Source organism: Undibacterium sp. GrIS 1.2 (genome assembly GCF_040544435.1).
Classification (GTDB): Bacteria; Pseudomonadota; Gammaproteobacteria; order Burkholderiales; family Burkholderiaceae_D; genus Undibacterium.
In genome coordinates this window covers 1-17,696 of sequence record NZ_JBEONP010000027.1, presented here as the reverse complement: position 1 = coordinate 17,696, position 17,696 = coordinate 1, and the positions used below count along the sequence as shown (strand labels likewise).

Annotated in this window: 17 protein-coding genes; 12 read left to right on the top strand and 5 right to left on the bottom strand. The window is 47.0% G+C overall.

What is annotated here, in order from left to right; translation table 11 throughout:
• Positions 1-68: 68 nt before the first annotated feature.
• A complete protein-coding gene (locus AAKU61_RS12905) occupies positions 69-1,046 on the bottom strand; it encodes a bifunctional riboflavin kinase/FAD synthetase (RefSeq protein ID WP_354332802.1) in 978 nt (325 codons plus the stop codon).
• A 700-nt stretch (positions 1,047-1,746) separates the two neighbouring features.
• Between AAKU61_RS12905 and AAKU61_RS12900 the strand changes: the two genes are divergently transcribed.
• Positions 1,747-1,914 (top strand): hypothetical protein, encoded by a 168-nt coding sequence (locus AAKU61_RS12900; RefSeq protein WP_354332800.1) that lies wholly within the window; start codon positions 1,747-1,749, stop codon positions 1,912-1,914.
• Between the two features lie 51 nt (positions 1,915-1,965).
• Here the strand turns inward: AAKU61_RS12900 and AAKU61_RS12895 are convergent, their stop codons facing one another.
• Positions 1,966-2,565, bottom strand: a complete 600-nt coding sequence (locus AAKU61_RS12895) for a YceI family protein (RefSeq protein WP_354332798.1) — start codon at positions 2,563-2,565, stop codon at positions 1,966-1,968.
• Positions 2,566-2,756: 191 nt separating this feature from the next.
• Between AAKU61_RS12895 and AAKU61_RS12890 the strand changes: the two genes are divergently transcribed.
• Positions 2,757-3,149, top strand: a complete 393-nt coding sequence (locus AAKU61_RS12890; RefSeq protein WP_354332796.1) for a GNAT family N-acetyltransferase — start codon at positions 2,757-2,759, stop codon at positions 3,147-3,149.
• 100 nt (positions 3,150-3,249) lie between these two features.
• Here AAKU61_RS12890 and AAKU61_RS12885 read toward each other — a convergent pair whose 3' ends face one another.
• Complete coding sequence (locus tag AAKU61_RS12885) at positions 3,250-4,398, bottom strand: methyltransferase (RefSeq protein ID WP_354332794.1); 1,149 nt, start codon at positions 4,396-4,398, stop codon at positions 3,250-3,252.
• Positions 4,399-5,064: 666 nt separating this feature from the next.
• Between AAKU61_RS12885 and AAKU61_RS12880 the strand changes: the two genes are divergently transcribed.
• A complete protein-coding gene (locus AAKU61_RS12880) occupies positions 5,065-5,709 on the top strand; it encodes a 2OG-Fe(II) oxygenase (protein ID WP_354332792.1) in 645 nt (214 codons plus the stop codon).
• A gap of 137 nt (positions 5,710-5,846) precedes the next feature.
• Here the strand turns inward: AAKU61_RS12880 and AAKU61_RS12875 are convergent, their stop codons facing one another.
• Positions 5,847-6,311: a YidB family protein gene (locus AAKU61_RS12875; RefSeq protein ID WP_354332791.1), complete on the bottom strand. Its 465-nt coding sequence runs from the start codon at positions 6,309-6,311 to the stop codon at positions 5,847-5,849.
• 200 nt (positions 6,312-6,511) lie between these two features.
• Here AAKU61_RS12875 and AAKU61_RS12870 point away from each other — a divergent pair, with 200 nt between their 5' ends.
• A complete protein-coding gene (locus tag AAKU61_RS12870) occupies positions 6,512-7,216 on the top strand; it encodes a DUF3592 domain-containing protein (protein WP_354332789.1) in 705 nt (234 codons plus the stop codon).
• A complete protein-coding gene (locus AAKU61_RS12865; protein WP_354332787.1) occupies positions 7,104-8,510 on the top strand; it encodes an ankyrin repeat domain-containing protein in 1,407 nt (468 codons plus the stop codon). The genes AAKU61_RS12870 and AAKU61_RS12865 overlap by 113 nt, the downstream gene beginning before the upstream one ends.
• Positions 8,511-8,584: 74 nt before the next feature.
• Here the strand turns inward: AAKU61_RS12865 and AAKU61_RS12860 are convergent, their stop codons facing one another.
• Entirely contained in the window at positions 8,585-9,310 is a 726-nt protein-coding gene (locus tag AAKU61_RS12860) for a 16S rRNA (uracil(1498)-N(3))-methyltransferase (protein ID WP_354332785.1), read from the bottom strand.
• 632 nt (positions 9,311-9,942) lie between these two features.
• On the opposite strand from AAKU61_RS12860, the gene flhB reads away from it, so the two are divergent.
• From flhB to motD, 7 genes are read left to right on the top strand one after another with little or no spacing between them, the layout of a single operon-like run.
• The gene (gene flhB, locus AAKU61_RS12855; RefSeq protein ID WP_354332783.1) at positions 9,943-11,112 is read left to right on the top strand and encodes a flagellar biosynthesis protein FlhB; all 1,170 of its coding nucleotides are present in this window, start codon (positions 9,943-9,945) and stop codon (positions 11,110-11,112) included.
• Positions 11,109-13,193 carry a flagellar biosynthesis protein FlhA gene (gene flhA, locus AAKU61_RS12850; RefSeq protein ID WP_354332781.1) on the top strand — a complete coding sequence of 695 codons (2,085 nt, stop codon included), beginning with the start codon at positions 11,109-11,111 and terminating at the stop codon, positions 13,191-13,193. The genes flhB and flhA overlap by 4 nt, the downstream gene beginning before the upstream one ends.
• Positions 13,190-14,467 (top strand): flagellar biosynthesis GTPase FlhF, encoded by a 1,278-nt coding sequence (gene flhF, locus AAKU61_RS12845; RefSeq protein ID WP_354332780.1) that lies wholly within the window; start codon positions 13,190-13,192, stop codon positions 14,465-14,467. Before flhA ends, flhF begins: the two co-directional genes overlap by 4 nt.
• On the top strand, positions 14,460-15,314 hold the full coding sequence (locus AAKU61_RS12840; protein ID WP_322119044.1) for a MinD/ParA family ATP-binding protein: 855 nt from the start codon (positions 14,460-14,462) through the stop codon (positions 15,312-15,314). Before flhF ends, AAKU61_RS12840 begins: the two co-directional genes overlap by 8 nt.
• A gap of 6 nt (positions 15,315-15,320) precedes the next feature.
• Positions 15,321-16,052 carry an RNA polymerase sigma factor FliA gene (locus AAKU61_RS12835; protein ID WP_322119043.1) on the top strand — a complete coding sequence of 244 codons (732 nt, stop codon included), beginning with the start codon at positions 15,321-15,323 and terminating at the stop codon, positions 16,050-16,052.
• On the top strand, positions 16,034-16,774 hold the full coding sequence (locus tag AAKU61_RS12830; protein WP_354332778.1) for a flagellar motor protein: 741 nt from the start codon (positions 16,034-16,036) through the stop codon (positions 16,772-16,774). Before AAKU61_RS12835 ends, AAKU61_RS12830 begins: the two co-directional genes overlap by 19 nt.
• 8 nt (positions 16,775-16,782) lie before the next feature.
• Positions 16,783-17,568, top strand: a complete 786-nt coding sequence (gene motD, locus AAKU61_RS12825; RefSeq protein ID WP_354332776.1) for a flagellar motor protein MotD — start codon at positions 16,783-16,785, stop codon at positions 17,566-17,568.
• The last annotated feature ends 128 nt before the right edge of the window (positions 17,569-17,696 follow it).

The window sequence follows — 17,696 nt, the reverse complement described above, 5'->3', positions numbered from 1 at the left end:
AGACGACTCAATTTAATTCAATTCAAAAATGCTCGAATATCCTTGAATTAAACAAAGAGAAGTGGTCTTCAAATTCGGTCAGTAGCAGAGATCGCACCCGTGGCACGATTACGAAAATACGCTCTGGCCTGTTCGGCATCGCGCTCAATCGCTTCGGTCAGGGTTGGCAGATCGATGTATTTTTCTTCATCACGCAGCTTCTGTAAAAACTCTATCTGGACCACTTTGCCATAGGCATTGCCGCTGTAATCAAATACATGTGTCTCTAGCAGCACGCGGCCACTATCATCTACCGTTGGTCTTACGCCCAGGCTAGCGACGGCAGGCAAAGCTTGCTCGGATAAACCATGCACTTGTACGATAAAGATGCCTTGCAAAGCAGGACGATGATGCGCGATTTGTAAGTTCAATGTAGGGAAACCGATGGTGCGTCCTAACTTTTGACCATGTACTACATGCCCAGATATGCGATAAGGACGCCCAAGTAAATGTTCGGATTCGACAAAGTTACCTGCCGCCAGCGCAGCACGCACAGCAGATGAGGATATACGCTCGCCTTTGTGTTGCACCGCAGGCAGTGTTTCGACCTCAAAGCCAAATCGTTTGCCAGCTGCGATCAGCATGTCGATATCGCCAGCACGTTTGGCGCCGTAACGAAAATCTTCGCCAACCATTAACCATTTCACGTGCAAGCCTTGCACCAGAATTTTTTCAATAAAATCTTGTGGTGACAGCGCAGCAAAATGCGCATTGAAATGCTCCACGATCACACGGTCGATGCCAGCTTCTTGCAGCGACAGCATATTGTCACGCAGATTGGCAATGCGGCTAGGCGCTTTACCGATATCGCCAGACAATTGCGCAAAAAATGCCCGTGGATGTGGTTCAAACGTCATGACCGCAGCTTCAACGTTCAAGCGTGTAGCGGCGGCGCGCAAGTGGGACAGTAAAACCTGATGTCCAAGATGTACGCCATCAAAGTTGCCTATTGCCAGTGCGCAGGGCGCACGCGAGGCAGCGTTGGGAAGTCCGCGAAATACCTTCATATTTTTTGAGTGACTGCTATGAGTAACTACTGAATGCAAAACCTTCGATTATAAATGCATTCTCATTACGTTTTTGCTTTGGATGAGGGAAAGAAAGACTTTCGTTGATGATAATCCTAGAAACGACAGTTGACCGCTTGTCAGTGTTAATAAGTATTTGATTAAATTGAATCGTTTCAGTATTTTTGCCGTCACCGTTCTGGTCACAGCGCTACGAATCTGATTGCACACTTTTTCGGCTCCCCAGCGGCGTTACTCCTCGTTGCAACGTGAAGGTTGCGCCTCGTCTCGCCTTGCTGGAAAGCCGAAAAAATGCACACTCAGACTCGTCCAACTGACGTTTCTAGGATAATTCGTCTGGGACTATCGATTTTTGAACAATTAAGACTTCAGTGAAAACTTTTACGCTCTCAACTTTACCAGACTGATAATGTTGAAAAGCCATTCTTTGTTGTATTTTTCATCAACAAAATTACAAGCTAAAGCAATATACTCCCCATTATTTTTTGTAAAAATGCTCTATTGTCCAGTAATCATATGGACAACTAAGATATACAGGCTACCAGTATATTATTTGTGGGCGTTGTGTAAATAGTCTGGTGAGTTAGTTTTGATCGGTAACGGCGATCCTTAAACCCAGATTTCCCATTAGACCGCTACTACTTCGCAGAAACGCAGACAGCATGCGGTGTTCAGAGGGATGGCACCAACGCGATTTGATTGGGAGCGCTATAGCGACAATTGCACCTCTGGCGAACTGCCTAGCGTTGTTGCTCCTCCTGGCAAGATGCAGCTTGCGTCGTCGCATCTAGCCAGTCAGTCCGCCAAAGGCACACTTGCCGCTGTTCCAATGGAAAATCTGGGTTAAATTCTATTCCTTGGCCTGCAACTGAGGGACTTCTTATTTACCACACTCCATTTACTCTTTAATCGCCTCAACGCTGAAATACAAAGTTACCTCATCGCTCACAAATGGCACATATCGTCCAACATTAAAATCACTGCGCAGGATTTTGGTGTAGCCATTGGCACCACATGCAGAACGTAAATAGATCACCATAAAGCGGCAATTGAATTGCGTCAGCTCGAACTTAGCAGGCTTAGTGATGCCTTTGATGGTTAAATCACCATCAATGCCGGTGAGTTTTCCAGCATCGTCAAATCGTAAGGCATTTGATTTAAAAGCGATTTTTGGGAATTGCATCGCATCAAAAAAACTAGGTGAGCGTAAGCTGGTGTCGAACAGCGCGGTGCCGGTACTGACCGAAGCAGTGTCGATCTCAAATTGAACCGAGCCAGTTTTATTGGCAGTATCTAGCTCAATCGTGCCGGTATTCTTGTCGAACCGCCCACGTTGCAGAGACAAGCCCCAGTGGTTGTATTCAAATACGGAGAAAGTATGCTCAGGATCGATTTGATAGCGATCAATGGCGTGGGCATTTGGAAGAACAAGCCATAGCAGCAGAAATATTATCGAGACGTAACGGCCAGACAGATGACGCAAAAGCAAAAGCGGCATAATGAACTCCTCAGATTCCCCGAATAATCACACTTTTATTCTACTGAGATGTGTTCTGGCCGTGTTAAATTTTCACGGTTCATTTACGACTACGAAACTCATTTTGAAATGGATTTATGCCGAACAATGTAGTGATAAGAGAAGCGTGCCTGGCTGACCGCCATAGGGTGCATGAGATTGCCAGCGTTGCTATGCGTGAATTTGGTCTGGAGCCAGATTTTGATCATTTAGACCGAGACTTGGGGCAATTTGGCGTGCTTAGCCAAGCGGTTCTCACGCAATTGGTAGCGGAGTTAGATGGAGAAATCGTCGGTTCATTAATACTCTCTCGCAAAAGTGAACGTGTCCTTAAACTCTCTGCCTTTTATGTGGATTCTGCTACCAGAGGGAAGGGCATTGGCAAAATTTTGCTTCAAAACGCAGTCGTGATCGCTAAGCAAACAAGCTATGTCAGCATTTATCTAGAGACATGGACAACGATGTTTGCAGCTGTTCATCTCTATAAATCAATGGGGTGGCAGATCGGGGAAAAGCTTGACCCAAGCACCGGGGCTGAATGGTCTTATGTGCTTGAATTAAATTGAATTAGATTGAGCTTGAGCTTGAATTACGCTGAAGCTTAATTAAGTTAAGAAGTTTTCATCGGATTTTGAGCTTTTGAGCATAGTGCTCACCTCACTTCGCTTACTTCACCCTCAAGCGCCACAAAGAAGTCACTTCTTTTGATCTGGCGCCATGCAAAGGGTCTTCGCTATCGGTCGCTTTGCCATGCCGTGGTTTGATATCCATTTTTCCAACGACTTCTAAACCGCCCGCATCCATCCACGACCATAATTCTGCCGATGTGCGCAAGCCCAGATGTTCTGCCAGATCGGACAGAATAAGCCAGGCCTCGCCTTTGGCTTCTAAATGATCCGCGACGCCGGATAAAAATCCACGCAACATGCGGCTGTCTGGGTCGTAGACTGCATATTCAATTGGCGAGTTGGGGCGGGCAGGAACCCACGGTGGATTGCAGACTATCAGCGGCGCGCGGCCTGCCGGAAATAAATCTGCCTTAATGAGGTCGACTTGCTGGTCGCTCCCTAATCGGTGAATATTCTCACGGGCGCAGCTTAATGCACGCTCATCTTGATCGGTAGCGATAATGCGCTTGATGCCGCGTTGTGCGAGCAAAGCAGCAATGACGCCGGTGCCGGTGCCGATATCAAACGCCAGTTCGGTTGATGGCAATGGCGCTTTAGCGATCAGATCCAAATATTCGCCACGAACAGGTGAGAACACGCCGTAATGTGGGTAAATGCGGTTGTTCAGCGCCGCGATTTCTACGCCGTTTTTACGCCACTCATGCGCGCCGGTCAGTCCTAATAATTCTCTAAGCGACGCGATGAAAGGCGTGCTGTTTGCATCAACGACACCATAAGCCTCAGCGCAGGCTTGGCGCAGATCAGGGGCACGGCGGAGGGGAATGCTGTAGTCGGCATTAAACGGCAATAACAGCATTGCCAACACACGGGCACGCTGTGATTGAGCTTGGCGATGCAGGTGGAAAGCCTCTGTCATCGTCGCCGGAGCTTTCTCAATTTTGCGTGATTTAGCCGGCTTTTTATCGATACGTCTGGCCAATGCTTGTAATAGCTGGCGTGCATTTTGAAAGTCGCCACGCCATAACAAGGCAGTACCTTCGCAAGCGAGACGGTACGCGGTGTCGGCAGTCATGCGGTCATCAGCGATTTGCACACGTTTAGGCGCTGGCGATCCACTTTCAGAATGCCAGCGAGCGGTATGCACTTGGTCGTTTTCGGTCCAGCTAATGACAGGGAGATCGCTCATGGTTTATTCAGTTGCACTAAGTAGCGCCAGGTTGCAGTTTAAGTTGAAGCGCCAGAGTTTAACAAAGATTGCCTGGCGGATTGGGAAAGATCGCTATTGCCTTCCGTTGATAAATAGAATTAGCTATGTATTTGGCGGTCTTCGCATTATTACTGTTTTATTGCTGATAGATGCTGATGTGCGTTGGTATCGCTAGATCTTTTATCCGGGGCGCTAGTATCTTTAAGCTGAGGTGAAAGTGATCTGTGCTGTACGTAGCGGGATTCTAATTTTTTCGTACCACTTTCATAGGCGGTAAAATAATACTCCATATAAGCATATTTAAGTTGTCCATATAATCATTGGTCTATCCGCTATATTTAAGATTTTTACAGGGGAGTATATTGTTTTTTCGAGTGGGTATTAATGGCTTGGGCAGAGAAATACGATTGCTGCAGCTAGCGATATCCGCGCATATTTACAGCGTCGGCTCGTATCGGTATTAAAAATACAATGCCACATCGGTAATCTAACTTTATGTGCGTTTCGTGTTATACAACTTACAGCTATTAAACAAGCGCCACTCACAAATTCCACATATAAGTGCCACATACTAGGTATCGTCATTATTCAATGGCAAGCTTGCACTGCACTCCATCGTATGTTTCTTAAGAAAGTAGCACACTCATGTTTGCCGAATCACCTGGTGATTCATTCGCTGATTTTGTGTGCCTTAGCAATGCGCATCAGATCAACATTGTGGAAGACTTAGTCAAACAAGGCTGGTCACAACAAAACATTTTTTTGTCCGAAAATTTAACCCTGGCTCTGGCGGCGGAATGTCAAGTATTGGCAGATATCGGCGCATTAAAATTAGCCAATGTTGGTCGTGGTGCTGAGCAAGCTATCCGGCCAGAGATTCGCGGTGACCAAATCCAATGGCTAAAAGCAGGACAGTCGCTGGCATGTGATCGCTATTTGCAAATTATGGAAACGGTGCGCATTGCTTTAAACCGGGCCTTGTATTTGGGGCTGGATGAGTATGAGAGTCACTTTGCTTTTTATGCGCCGGGAGCGTCTTATCTCAAACATCTGGACCGGTTTCGTGATGATGATCGCCGGACTGTGTCGGTGGTAATTTATCTGAACTTTCATTGGTTGCCAGAGCAGGGCGGTGCTTTAAGACTGCACCCCATCGGTAAATCTACGGAGGACATTTCTCCACTAGGCAGCCGCATGGTGCTATTTTTATCGGCGGATATGCAACACGAGGTGCTACCCGCAACGCGTGACCGGCTATCGCTCGCAGGTTGGTTTAGACGACGCGCTTGATCTTTAACGTGATCTGAAAACCAAGGTATTTAGGACAAACTTGCCATAAAAAATGCGTAATACCATTTCTATCGCTTAAATCGGTATTACGCATCTTAAAAAAACCAAAAAAATCACGGTGTAAACAAAGCGCTACATCAAGCCTTGCTCAAAAATGAGCTGGAAAATTGCTCTAGCATACTTCCCAACTCACCAAAACCAGAGGTAGCTACTTCACCGTTGGGCGTTAGCTTATCCACTAGGCCGGGCAACATTTCTGCCAAATGTTCTGCTGCACCGTCGTGCGACAAACCTGCTGCTTCTGCCAATTGTGCTAGCTGGCCATTGCCGAGCGCACTTTTGATTTGGTCTGCAGAGATAGGCAAATTATGACCATTGCTTATCCACGAACTGACGATATTGCCGAGGCCGGCGTTTTCAAATGCGCTGACTAAACCAGATAAGCCCGACGAGCCAGTTTGATCACTTTGACCATTTTGTCCGTTAGCAGATTGATTATTGGTAAGCATACCAAGCGCAGCTTGTAGCAACATCGCTTTGGGATCATTACCTTGATCCGAGTTGCCGCCCAACATGCCTAATGCTGAATCCAGAAGTCCCATACGATCCCTTTCTGAGGTGGTTGATGAATTACATTACAACGGAAATGACAATCATATTAATACTAAAAAGTTAATCTGATTGTGAACTTTATATGAATAGTTTCCGCAGGTATTTGTCATCCAAGTTTATTGCTCGCCGAGAGACTATTTTGCAACGCTGTCAGTGGCGCTGCGATTGTGTGCTCTGCTATATTTGCCGCATGAAAAAAATAAAAACAATCGCTTCAAAAATAGGGTTTAGTTTGATTGCTGTGTTATTTGGGGTGAGCTTCACTGCTGCTGGTATGGGGGCAGGTGCGATCCCTTTGGCTAAGCAGATAATTGGTTTGTGGAAAGCACAAAATCTGGTGGCGGTACAGGCGCAGATTGAAAAACTATCCCTGGAAGAGCACGACGGTGAGACCAGAACTTATCAGGTAAAGGCTGAATTTAGTTACAGCTATCAAGCCTTAGGTCACCGCAGCAAGCGCATTAACATCGGCGGCGACAGCAACGATAATATTGGCGACTACCAACGTGATATTTATCGAGAATTGCAACGCGCCAAAGACCAGGAGCAGTCCGTCACGCTCTGGGTCGATCCCGACGATCCTGAGTTTGCCGTCTATGACCGCGCAATTCGCTGGATGCGATTATTGTTTCTGTTGCCGTTTGCATCGCTGTTCCCTGCTGTGGGGATTGGCGCTTGCTGGGCACTCTGGAAAATCTGGCGGCCTTCGGCTGAACCTGTCATTCCTGTTGTTACAGCAGAATTCGCTCAACAACATAAAGTACCACTTTCTAGCCTGATCATTGCCCCCAGAACAAAGCGGTGCGTTGCCAATGGGTGTCTTTGCCGTGTTCTGGAACTTGCTCTCCTGGCCAATCGCTGGGGTGTCATTATTCTCATCTCATATTGGCAATAATCCACTGATCCTTACAGTTTCTATCTTCCCTCTGGTTGGTATTGGGATGATTGTTTTTGCAGTGAAATTATGGTTTGTCAGAAGCTGCATTGGTCAGCCAGTTTTAGTGACCACCAAAGCGCCGGAAATAGGGTTGAATGAATGGAAAGCCAGAATACGTTTTATACCACCGCTCGGTGAAAGTTTGGGTATGTTACGCACACCGCAAGCAAGTTGTCCGGTCAGGATTGAATGCCAGTGTCTTTATGAAGACAGCAGTGGTGAAGATACCAGCACTAAAACCTTGTGGTCGCTCGTCGTGGATGAGGTGCAGCTTGCGCATGGAACTTCGCAGACGAGTTTCATGGTCGATTTTCCAGCACAATTGCCAGCCTCAGGTGCTGCGGATGGTAAGAACAAAAAAATTATTTGGAAATTAGTAGTGAGAGTATTTGATGGCGATTTAGTTTTTCCTTTGTTGGTTGGTTCTGCATTGAACGAGTCTTCAAAGATCCACTGGCAGAGCCTGCTGCACAAATCAAAACCGCTATATCAGCTAGATTTGACAAAGCTAGCGGAGGCTGCGTCTTTGCGTAATGCCGCTGAGCGCAGGAATCCTTGGTTAGGGCGCATCTTTTTATTGTTTTTTGTCACGATTGCAGGATGGAGTTTGATCAAATTTTTGTTATCGGTGTTTGATCCTGCTCGTAACGAGGCGCAGTCAGAAATGGCGCCTGTACAAACCGAGACATATACACAATTACAGGCAAAGCTTGCTGAGGGTGCTGATCCAAATCGGCGTGACAACGATGGACTAACCAGCTTGATGCAGGCTGCGCAAGAAAAAGATTTGGCCAAAGTGCAATTATTATTATCGAGTGGCGCACGTGTTGACGATGTGACGCCAGTTGTCATTAGCGCTGCAGGTTACCGAATGGGAAACCGCAGCGCCTTATTTGATGCGATTAGTAGCGACGCGGTTGAAGTGGTTGGTGTTTTACTTGATGCTGGTGCTGACATGCGATTAGCCAGCAATCAGGTCTGGACGCCCATGCATTACGCTGCCTATGTCGGCGCTGTGCGCAGTATGCGTGTATTGCGAGAGCATGGTGCTGAGATTGATGTGCCGTTTAGCGAAGCACGCGGTTCTACCCCATTGATGGTTGCTGCGCAATATGATCAGTTGCAGTCAATCCAGTTTTTACTGGAATCTGGTGCCGATAAAACGAAATTAGATTTGTACGGAGAAAATGCATGCGGCTATGCACGTTATTTTAAAAAAACAGCGGCTGCAAAAGCGCTTGACTGCGATTAACTTGAGAGATTAGTTCAAGAGAGTAAGTTCAAACAATCATTTCAAACAAAAAATAATCGCAGCACCGCAGTACTTTACATCCCTCCCCACGCCGCATTTAATGTCACAATCGCTGCCAGACCTGCGGTTTCTGTACGTAAGACGCGTGGCCCCATACTCAGGGTCAAGACACCTTGTCTGATCGCCAGCATTTCTTCATCATCAGAAAATCCACCCTCAGGACCGATCATCAGGCTGACTGATTGCGCGGGGTGATGACGTGCCCAGTCGGCAAGCGATTGATCTGCTCTGGGCGATAACAAAATGCGTTTATGCATATCTTGCTGTGCCAGCCATTTAGGCAAATCCATAACTGGAGATAAATGAGCCAGGCGATTACGCCCACATTGCTCCGCCGCAGCGACGATAATGCCTTGCCAGTGAGCGAGCTTTTTTTCAGCACGCTCTGCCGATAATCTCACCACACAACGTTGGGATGACAATGGCTGTATGGTCGTCACGCCAAGCTCAATCGCTTTTTCAATAATCCAATCCATCTTGGATGCTTCCGGCAAAGCCTGCGCCAAAGTCAAGGCAAATGGTAGTTCGCATTCTTCCGGTAAAAATACTTTGACTTCTGCGGTAACACTTTTTTTTGTAACGGACACCAAGGTGGCGACATAACTGGCGCCTTCGCCATTAAATAGAGAAATGTTCTCGCCAGCAGAAAGTCGTAAGACAAATATATGGTGAGCGACATCTGTAGGCAGATCAATCGAGGCGCCGATGGTAAGCGGTAAAGGGCAAAAGAAGCGAGGCATGTTCTATTTGTATAAAAGAGTATTCGTGTGACGGTATCGAAAAACGCCATATCATGGAAAAAGATTATACGGCAGGCTTTACTAATTTCGATTTGTGCAAGGAGTGATACTGGGAAGCTGACGGTGCAAATTTCTTATAAAGGAAGATTTTGCGGATAGTCCGTTCTAGGGACGCGGCTAAGCACTATATGTATTGCTACTAAATCATTGCGGTTCGCGCTTTGTTTGTTTTCTTATCGGATTTAAATTTATACTCCTAATTAGTATATTTAAGTGTCCATGTATTCATTGGTCTATAGGGTATTGGCGTTTAATTCAACTATTTGAACGATAGATAAAAGCCATCGTTCTATCTCTGATTTCGCTCTTCAATATTGCTTGTTCTAATCACGCCATCGCCATTGCGCGTGCAGATCAAGAGTGCTTCGTCGCTTTTAAAAAAGCTGTCTTTTCTGAAAATCTAAGTTTACGTCTCATCTCACTTGCTCTGATTTTTTGGGTTTACTGAAATAGGGGGTAAATCGTCACTTGTTCGGCGCATCTACAGAATGCAACATCGCCAATAATCACACTTGTATAAATGTGTAATAGCAGCGTTTTGCTTGCTTCTTAGAAATAGATGGGAGTCGGTAATGGCCGAAGATAGCGATCTCGAAAGAACCGAACCGGCGTCGCCCAAGCGCTTAGAGCAGGCGCGTGAAGAGGGCGATGTCCCGCGCTCAAGAGAGTTGTCTACTTGCACGATCTTGCTTGCCGCGGGCGCTGGCTTATGGATGTCTGGCGGTTCTTTAATCAGGCAGTTGAATCATATGCTCATCGATGGATTATCGATGGAGCGTACTTTAGCGTTTGATCACGATATGTTGTTTTCGCACATCGGCATGATCTTGATGGATGTGTTGCTCGCTTTTGCTCCGCTCGGTGGTTTGTTGATGCTGGTTGCAATTGGATCTCCGTTATTAATCGGTGGCTGGCTTTTTAGTGCTAAAGCCTTGCAACCTAATTTTAGTCGTATGAATCCTTTGTCTGGTCTGACGAATATGATTTCGTCCAAGGCCGGTGTGGAGTTAGTTAAGGCAATTCTCAAAGCGCTGATTGTCGGAACGGTTGCTTGGATCGTCGTAATGAATCAAAAAGATGCCATCTTCGGCCTTGCTTCCGAGCCTTTGGCCGCTGGCAGCGCACACATGGCAACCATGCTTGCGATCTGTTTTTTATCGATCGTCGGTGCCTTGGTATTGATTGCCGGAATTGATGTTCCATACCAAATGTGGAGTTATGCCAACAAGCTCAAAATGACCCATCAAGAAGTGATACAAGAATCAAAAGAAGCCAACGGTAATCCCCAGATTAAAGCCAAAATCCGCGCGCAACAGCGCGAAATGGCGCGTCGCCGGATGATGTCAGAAGTACCGACAGCCGATGTCGTAGTCACCAATCCAACGCATTACGCGGTCGCTTTGAAATATAAAGATGGTAGCAACGGTGCGCCGAGAGTGGTTGCCAAAGGTGCTGATGCCGTCGCTGCAAAAATTCGTGAACTGGCTGCAGAAAATAATATTCCCTTGCTAGAGGCGCCTCCCTTGGCACGTGCTTTGTTTAAGCACACTGAGTTAGGTGACGAAATTCCAGAGACACTTTACGCGGCCGTTGCAGAAGTTCTGGCTTACGTCTTCCAGTTAAAAACATTCCGTCAGCATGGCGGCCTCAGGCCATCTGTGCCTTTCGATTTAGCAGTTCCTGCTGAACTTGATCCAAACAACGCTCCTCAACCAGCGAATACCGCCGGAGCTAATCCATGAATGGTTTGAAATTACCCGCCTGGATGAGCATATTTAGTAACAAGGCCATTGCTGCGCCGATACTCATCATCATGATGTTGGCGATGATGATATTGCCGCTGCCCGCCTTTGTACTCGATGTCTTTTTTAGCTTCAATATTGCGCTAGCAATCATTGTTTTACTGACCAGCTTATACACCATCAAGCCACTTGATTTTATGGTGTTTCCAACCGTGTTATTGGTCAGCACGATGTTGCGCTTATCACTCAACGTGGCATCAACCCGGGTAGTGTTGACCGAGGGGCATACCGGTCCAGATGCTGCCGGTAAAGTGATTGAGGCCTTTGGACATTTTCTGATTGGCGGTAACTATACGGTTGGTATTGTAGTCTTTGTTATTTTGACGATTATTAACTTTACCGTCGTGACCAAAGGTGCAGGTCGTATTGCGGAGGTCGGTGCCAGGTTTGCATTGGATGCGATGCCTGGTAAGCAAATGGCGATTGATGCGGATTTAAATGCGGGCCTGATTGCGGAACAAGAAGCACGTCGTCGCCGTACCGAAGTCGCGCAAGAAGCTGAGTTTTATGGTGCGATGGATGGTGCTAGTAAGTATGTTCGTGGTGATGCAGTGGCGGGCATTATGGTCACCATCATCAATATTGTTGGTGGCTTAATTGTAGGTATGGTGCAGCATGATCTGGATTTTGCAACAGCCCTAAAAAACTATACTTTGCTGGCAATCGGTGATGGTCTGGTTGCGCAGATCCCGTCACTGATTATTTCAACAGCGGCAGGTATCGTAGTATCTCGGGTTGCCAGTGATCAGGATATTGGCGGTCAACTGATTGGCCAATTATTTGCTAAACCACAGGTGCTGTTCATTACAGGTGGCATCGTTGGTGGCATGGGTCTGATTCCAGGCATGCCACATGTAGCTTTTTTATTGTTAGCTTTACTTCTGATCGGTGGCGGTTACTTATTAACCAAAAAATCGGATGTCGTCCCCACGCCCGAAGAGCAAGTTGCAGCGCCAGTTCCGCCGTCTGAAATGGAAGAAGCAACATGGCAAGATATCCTGCCAGTAGATACTTTAGGTTTAGAAGTTGGCTATCGCCTCATTCCTTTGGTTGACAAAGGGCAGGGAGGGGAGCTGCTTAGACGAATTAAAGGAATCCGCAAGAAGTTTGCGCAAGAGGTAGGTTTCTTATCGCCCCCTGTGCACATCAGAGACAACTTAGAGCTTAAGCCATCGGCGTACAAGATCACGCTAAAAGGCGTTGAGGTCGGCGTCGGTGAGGCGATTACCGGGCAATATCTGGCAATTAATCCCGGCATGGTATCTGGCACTTTGCCTGGCCCGATTACGACAGACCCAGCGTTCGGATTGCCTGCAACCTGGATTGACGCTGCCATGCGGGAGCAAGCCCAGACTATGGGTTATACCGTAGTGGATGCCGGTACTGTCATTGCCACTCATCTCAACCATTTAATTACATCGCATGCGGCTGAGCTGCTGGGTCGTCATGAAGTTCAGCAATTGATGGACCACCTCGCAAAAGACACGCCAAAGTTAGTCGAGGAATTGGTGCCTAAACTATTGCCACTGTCTATTTTGCAGAAGGTATTACAAAACCTATTGATCGAGGGTGTGCATATCCGCGACATGCGCACCATTATCGAAACCTTATCTGAGCATGGCATGCATACCCAAGACGCAAACGAGCTGACGACTTACGTTCGCATTGCATTAGGTCGGGCAATTGTGCAGCAGATATTCCCGTCCACCAATGAGTTGACGGTGATGACATTAGATAACCGGCTCGAACGTTTGCTGATGCAAGCATTGCAAACGAGTGGCTCTGATGGCGCAGGTATTGAACCAGGATTGGCAGATACCTTGGCAACTCAGACAGAGGCAGCAGCAAAACATCAAGAGCAGATGGGTTTAGCGCCGGTTCTGTTAGTGCCGGGTCCTTTAAGAGCGTTGTTGTCGCGTTTCTTGAGGCGTACTTTGCCGCAGTTAAAAGTGTTATCGCAAGCAGAATTACCAGAAACAAAAACAATTAGAGTTACCAGCCTGGTTGGAGGGCAATTATGAACGTGAAGAAATTTTCAGCGAATACATCGCGCGAGGCAATTCGTATGGTGAGGGATGCACTCGGTTCGGATGCAGTCATTCTCTCTAATCGGAACGTCGATGGAAAAGTAGAAATACTAGCGATGACAGATGAGACGATGAGTTCAATTGCGACATCATCGGATCAGCGTGCGATCCCGGAGACGGCCAAATTTCCACCGCGGTTGCAGCAGACTGAACAGGGATGGCAAGCCAGCGAATCGCCTCTGCTCTCAAAATCTCAGCCACACGTGCTAGATAACATAGTCAGCGCCGGTGAGTTAGCCGACGTGATGACTGAAATCCGGTCTATGCGCGGTATGCTGGAAGCGCAATTGGCAGAGATATCCTGGACGAACACCCAAAAGCGTCAACCTCAAAAGGCAGAAGTAATGCGAGAGATGCTGGCAACGGGTTTCAGCGCAAGCTTATCCCGTTATCTAGTCGATAAAATGCCAGAATCTGAAACCGTCGCTAGTAGTATGGATTGGATTAAAGCGATTTTAAATCGCAATTTATCCACTATCAATAATGAGAATGAAATTTTAGAAAAAGGCGGCGTTTATGCTTTGGTTGGCCCTACAGGCGTAGGCAAAACCACCACCACAGCAAAACTCGCTGCCCGTTGCGTGATGCGCCATGGCCCTGCCAAACTAGCATTGATTACGACGGATGGTTATCGTATTGGTGGCTACGAACAATTGCGTATTTACGGCAAAATATTAGGTGTGATGGTGCATTCGGTTAAAGATGAATCTGATTTACGGATTGCTTTGTCTGAACTAAAAAATAAACATACCGTATTAATCGACACGGTCGGCGTCAGCCAACGCGACAAAATGGTGACAGAGCAGGTTGCTATGTTGTCTGGTGCAGATGCCAATGTAAAACGCTTATTGTGTTTAAACGCGACCTCTACAGGCGAGACACTTAGTGAGGTCGTTCGGGCTTATCAGGGTAGCGGGTTGGCGGGATGTATTTTGACTAAGCTTGATGAGGCCGCGACTATCGGCGGCGTGTTAGATATCGCGATTCGTCAAAAGCTTCATATCTATTATCTCGCCAGTGGCCAGCGTGTGCCTGAGGATTTGCACATCGCAAACAAGCAGTACCTGGTTGATCGCGCATTCAAATTAAAACGAGAGACATCTGCCTATCGATTGCAAGATGAAGAGCTACCGATGGTGATGGCAAATGCGGCTATGGCTTCCGCCGCGAATACCAATAATGGTTTGCGGGAGGTGTCTTTTGGCTAGTTTTGATCAGGCAGAAGGCTTGCGCCGGATGTTAGAGGCGCCAAGACCGCGTGTGCTCACGTTTTTATCCGCTTTGCGTGACGAAGAAAAAAGTGGCATGCTTATTAATTTAGGTGCTTCTCTTGCGAGAAAAGGGCAGCAAGTCTTGATGGTTGATGCCAGATCTTCGGCCAATAGTATTGGCGCTTGGCTCAATGCAAATACCGAGCAGACCTTGTTGGACGTTGCAAGACAACGGCGTACAATGCAAGAGGCAGTAAAAATTGTATCAGCAGGCTTATCTGTGACGATGCTCTCAAAATATGCGACTGCGTTGGCGCGATTGCCCGCCGAAAATACTAAGCGTTTATCCCGTGTTTTTGATGTTGCTGCAAACAGTGCGGACTTGGTCATTGTGGACAGCGAAATTGATGGCGATGATGCGTTCCCGCTAGCTTCATTTGAAGAGAGCGAAGTCGTAATACAAGTATCTGCCAATGCGGCCACGATTAAAGATGCTTATGGTTTGATTAAACGTGTCAATAACCGTGTAGGCCGTCGTTCTTATGGTATTTTAGTATCGGGTGTAACAGAACCGGAAGCACGATTGGTTTATACCAATATGGCACAAGCGGCTAGTCGATATTTAGCAGTACCTTTGCATTTTGTTGGCTACGTGCCAGAGGACGATCACATGAAAAAAGCAGCGCATTTAGGTCGTTCGGTGATTGATGCATTCCCATTGGCGGGTGCCTCTATTGCGTTTTCTCAATTAGCTGAGCGGCTTGCCTTGACCGCAAGATCAACAGCCCGCTCAACATTAGGTTTACATGGATTGCCAGAGTTAGGTATTCGTCTCGGAATTTGATTGATTATGTACACCGCTAGCGGAAAATCAGATAAAAATTCCCTACTTACGGAGCATGCTCCACTAGTGAAGCGACTCGCTTATCAATTAAAAGCGAGATTGCCCCCCAGCGTCGAAGTTGATGACTTAGTGCAGGCCGGTATGATAGGTCTGCTAGATGCCGTTAACCGTTATGAAGATAATCACGGCGCACAATTTGAAACCTATGCAGTGCAACGCATACGCGGTGCAATGCTGGATGAATTGCGCAGCAGTGATTGGCTGCCGCGTGGTGTGCGCCAAAACATGCGCAAAATTGAAAACGCAATGAACGCATTGCAGCAAAAATTGGGACGTCCACCGCTAGAAACGGAAGTTGCTAAGTTGCTGAAATTGAGTCTGGCCGAATACCAGGATTTGCTGGGTGAGAGTGGTGGACATCAACTCGTGTATTACGAAGATTTTCATGATGCAGATACCAAAGAGCATTTCCTCGATCATTACTGTAACGATCGTTCAGGCGATCCTTTAGAAGATCTTTTGCATGGCGATTTTCGTGATGCTGTGATCTTCGCGATTGATAGTTTGCCCGAGCGAGAAAAGCTACTCATGGGTTTGTATTACGAACAAGAGCTCAATTTAAAAGAGATAGGCGCCGTCATGGGCGTATCCGAATCCCGGATATCGCAACTTCATAGCCAGGCAGTAGCCCGACTCAGGGCTTCTTTAAGGGAGAAAGCGTGGACTGGGCTAGCCTAATTGGATTTATCTTAGTAGTTGTCGGCATCTTTTCAGGCCAACTGATTGAGGGCGGACGCTTATCCTCCTTAGTGCAGCCTGCTGCATTTGTCATCGTTGTTGTCGGCACGATCGGCGCTGTATTGTTGCAAAGCCGGATGCCCACGTTTATCCGTGGTGTCAGGATGCTGAAATGGATTGTTTCCATGCCAGTCGATACCAGTAAAAAAACTATACAAGAGGCATTGATCTGGAGCGTAGTTGCTCGCCGCGAAGGTTTTTTGAGCCTTGAACGTTACATGGAATCCAGCAAAGATCCTTTTATAAGCAAAGGTTTACGCCTTGTTATTGACGGTATTGATCCTGCCCGCATAAAAGATATTCTCGAAGTTGACGTGTCGTTATACGAAATGGAGCAACGGCAAGCCATCAAGATTTGGGAAGCGGCTGGCGGCTATTCGCCAACTATCGGGATTTTAGGCGCGGTACTCGGCCTGATCCATGTGATGGAAAATCTGAGTGATCCCAGTAAGCTCGGTAGCGGGATTGCAGTCGCTTTTGTAGCGACAATTTACGGTGTAGGCCTGGCAAATTTGTTGTTCCTACCTATCAGTAACAAGCTGAAAGAAATTGTCCATCGTGAGGTAGTAAGGCGCGAAATGTTATCGGATATTTTTTACAGCATCGCATTTGGCGATAGTCCTCGAGTGGTGGAAGAGCGCCTGGCAAACCATAAAAACTGATATTAGCCATGGCCAGAAAGAAATATCATGAAGAGAGTGACAACCATGACAGATGGTTAGTTTCTTACGCCGATTTCATTACCTTGTTATTTGCTTTTTTTGTCGTCATGTATGCTATCTCATCGGTCAACGAAGGCAAGTACCGTGTGCTGTCTAATTCGCTTACAGGGGCGTTTGGTAAAGAGGTATTAGTTAAGCCGACTAAAAAAGATACCGACTTAGAGCCTGCGATTAAGTTAGATCCTCTTCCCATCATCAAACCCAGAAATACAGAGCCCTTACGCAAAGAGCGTGAGCAAATGACCGGGATCGCACGCGATATTCTGGCTGTTTTAGAGCCCTTGGTCAGAGAGGGTAAAGTAAGAGTCACACAGACAAGTCGTGGCGTTACGATAGAAATTAATGCAAGTGTGCTTTTTGCCCCGGGCGAGGCAAAGCTGAACGAAGATTCAAATCAGGCATTGAAGGCGATTGCATCGGTGTTAAAGCTGGACAATCACGCCATTCAGGTGGAGGGGCACACCGATAATCTACCTATTAAAAATACTAATTTTCCATCTAACTGGGAATTGTCCGCCGTGCGTGCCAGTACTGTCGTCCGATTATTCACGGAAAACGGCGTTGATGAAAATCGCATGACTGCCGTTGGACAAGGACCGAAAATGCCAGTCGGATCAAATGATACCGCGGATGGCAGGGCCAGAAATCGACGCGTAACGGTCACTATTCTGGCTATTTTGCCAGAATCGGGTGTTGACGTTCCGGTAACATCTGCCGATAAAAGAGCCAATTGAAGCTGGGATCTGCATGTAATATACAGGTGGAATGGTAATCCCCCCATTTTTAATGCGGCCGATAAGTAGAGGCTAAGCGGCAAGTGCTAGCTTTTGTTTCGGGGTAATGCCGCCGATCCCAGTATTGG

Bases quoted from the DNA above. Each gene is read 5' to 3' on its own strand.
- AAKU61_RS12905 (WP_354332802.1), bottom strand. From the start codon at position 1,046: ATGAAGGTATTTCGCGGACTTCCCAACGCTGCCTCGCGTGCGCCCTGC.
- AAKU61_RS12900 (WP_354332800.1), top strand. From the start codon at position 1,747: ATGGCACCAACGCGATTTGATTGGGAGCGCTATAGCGACAATTGCACC.
- AAKU61_RS12895 (WP_354332798.1), bottom strand. From the start codon at position 2,565: ATGCCGCTTTTGCTTTTGCGTCATCTGTCTGGCCGTTACGTCTCGATA.
- AAKU61_RS12890 (WP_354332796.1), top strand. From the start codon at position 2,757: ATGCGTGAATTTGGTCTGGAGCCAGATTTTGATCATTTAGACCGAGAC.
- AAKU61_RS12885 (WP_354332794.1), bottom strand. From the start codon at position 4,398: ATGAGCGATCTCCCTGTCATTAGCTGGACCGAAAACGACCAAGTGCAT.
- AAKU61_RS12880 (WP_354332792.1), top strand. From the start codon at position 5,065: ATGTTTGCCGAATCACCTGGTGATTCATTCGCTGATTTTGTGTGCCTT.
- AAKU61_RS12875 (WP_354332791.1), bottom strand. From the start codon at position 6,311: ATGGGACTTCTGGATTCAGCATTAGGCATGTTGGGCGGCAACTCGGAT.
- AAKU61_RS12870 (WP_354332789.1), top strand. From the start codon at position 6,512: ATGAAAAAAATAAAAACAATCGCTTCAAAAATAGGGTTTAGTTTGATT.
- AAKU61_RS12860 (WP_354332785.1), bottom strand. From the start codon at position 9,310: ATGCCTCGCTTCTTTTGCCCTTTACCGCTTACCATCGGCGCCTCGATT.
- flhB (WP_354332783.1), top strand. From the start codon at position 9,943: ATGGCCGAAGATAGCGATCTCGAAAGAACCGAACCGGCGTCGCCCAAG.
- flhA (WP_354332781.1), top strand. From the start codon at position 11,109: ATGAATGGTTTGAAATTACCCGCCTGGATGAGCATATTTAGTAACAAG.
- flhF (WP_354332780.1), top strand. From the start codon at position 13,190: ATGAACGTGAAGAAATTTTCAGCGAATACATCGCGCGAGGCAATTCGT.
- AAKU61_RS12835 (WP_322119043.1), top strand. From the start codon at position 15,321: ATGTACACCGCTAGCGGAAAATCAGATAAAAATTCCCTACTTACGGAG.
- motD (WP_354332776.1), top strand. From the start codon at position 16,783: ATGGCCAGAAAGAAATATCATGAAGAGAGTGACAACCATGACAGATGG.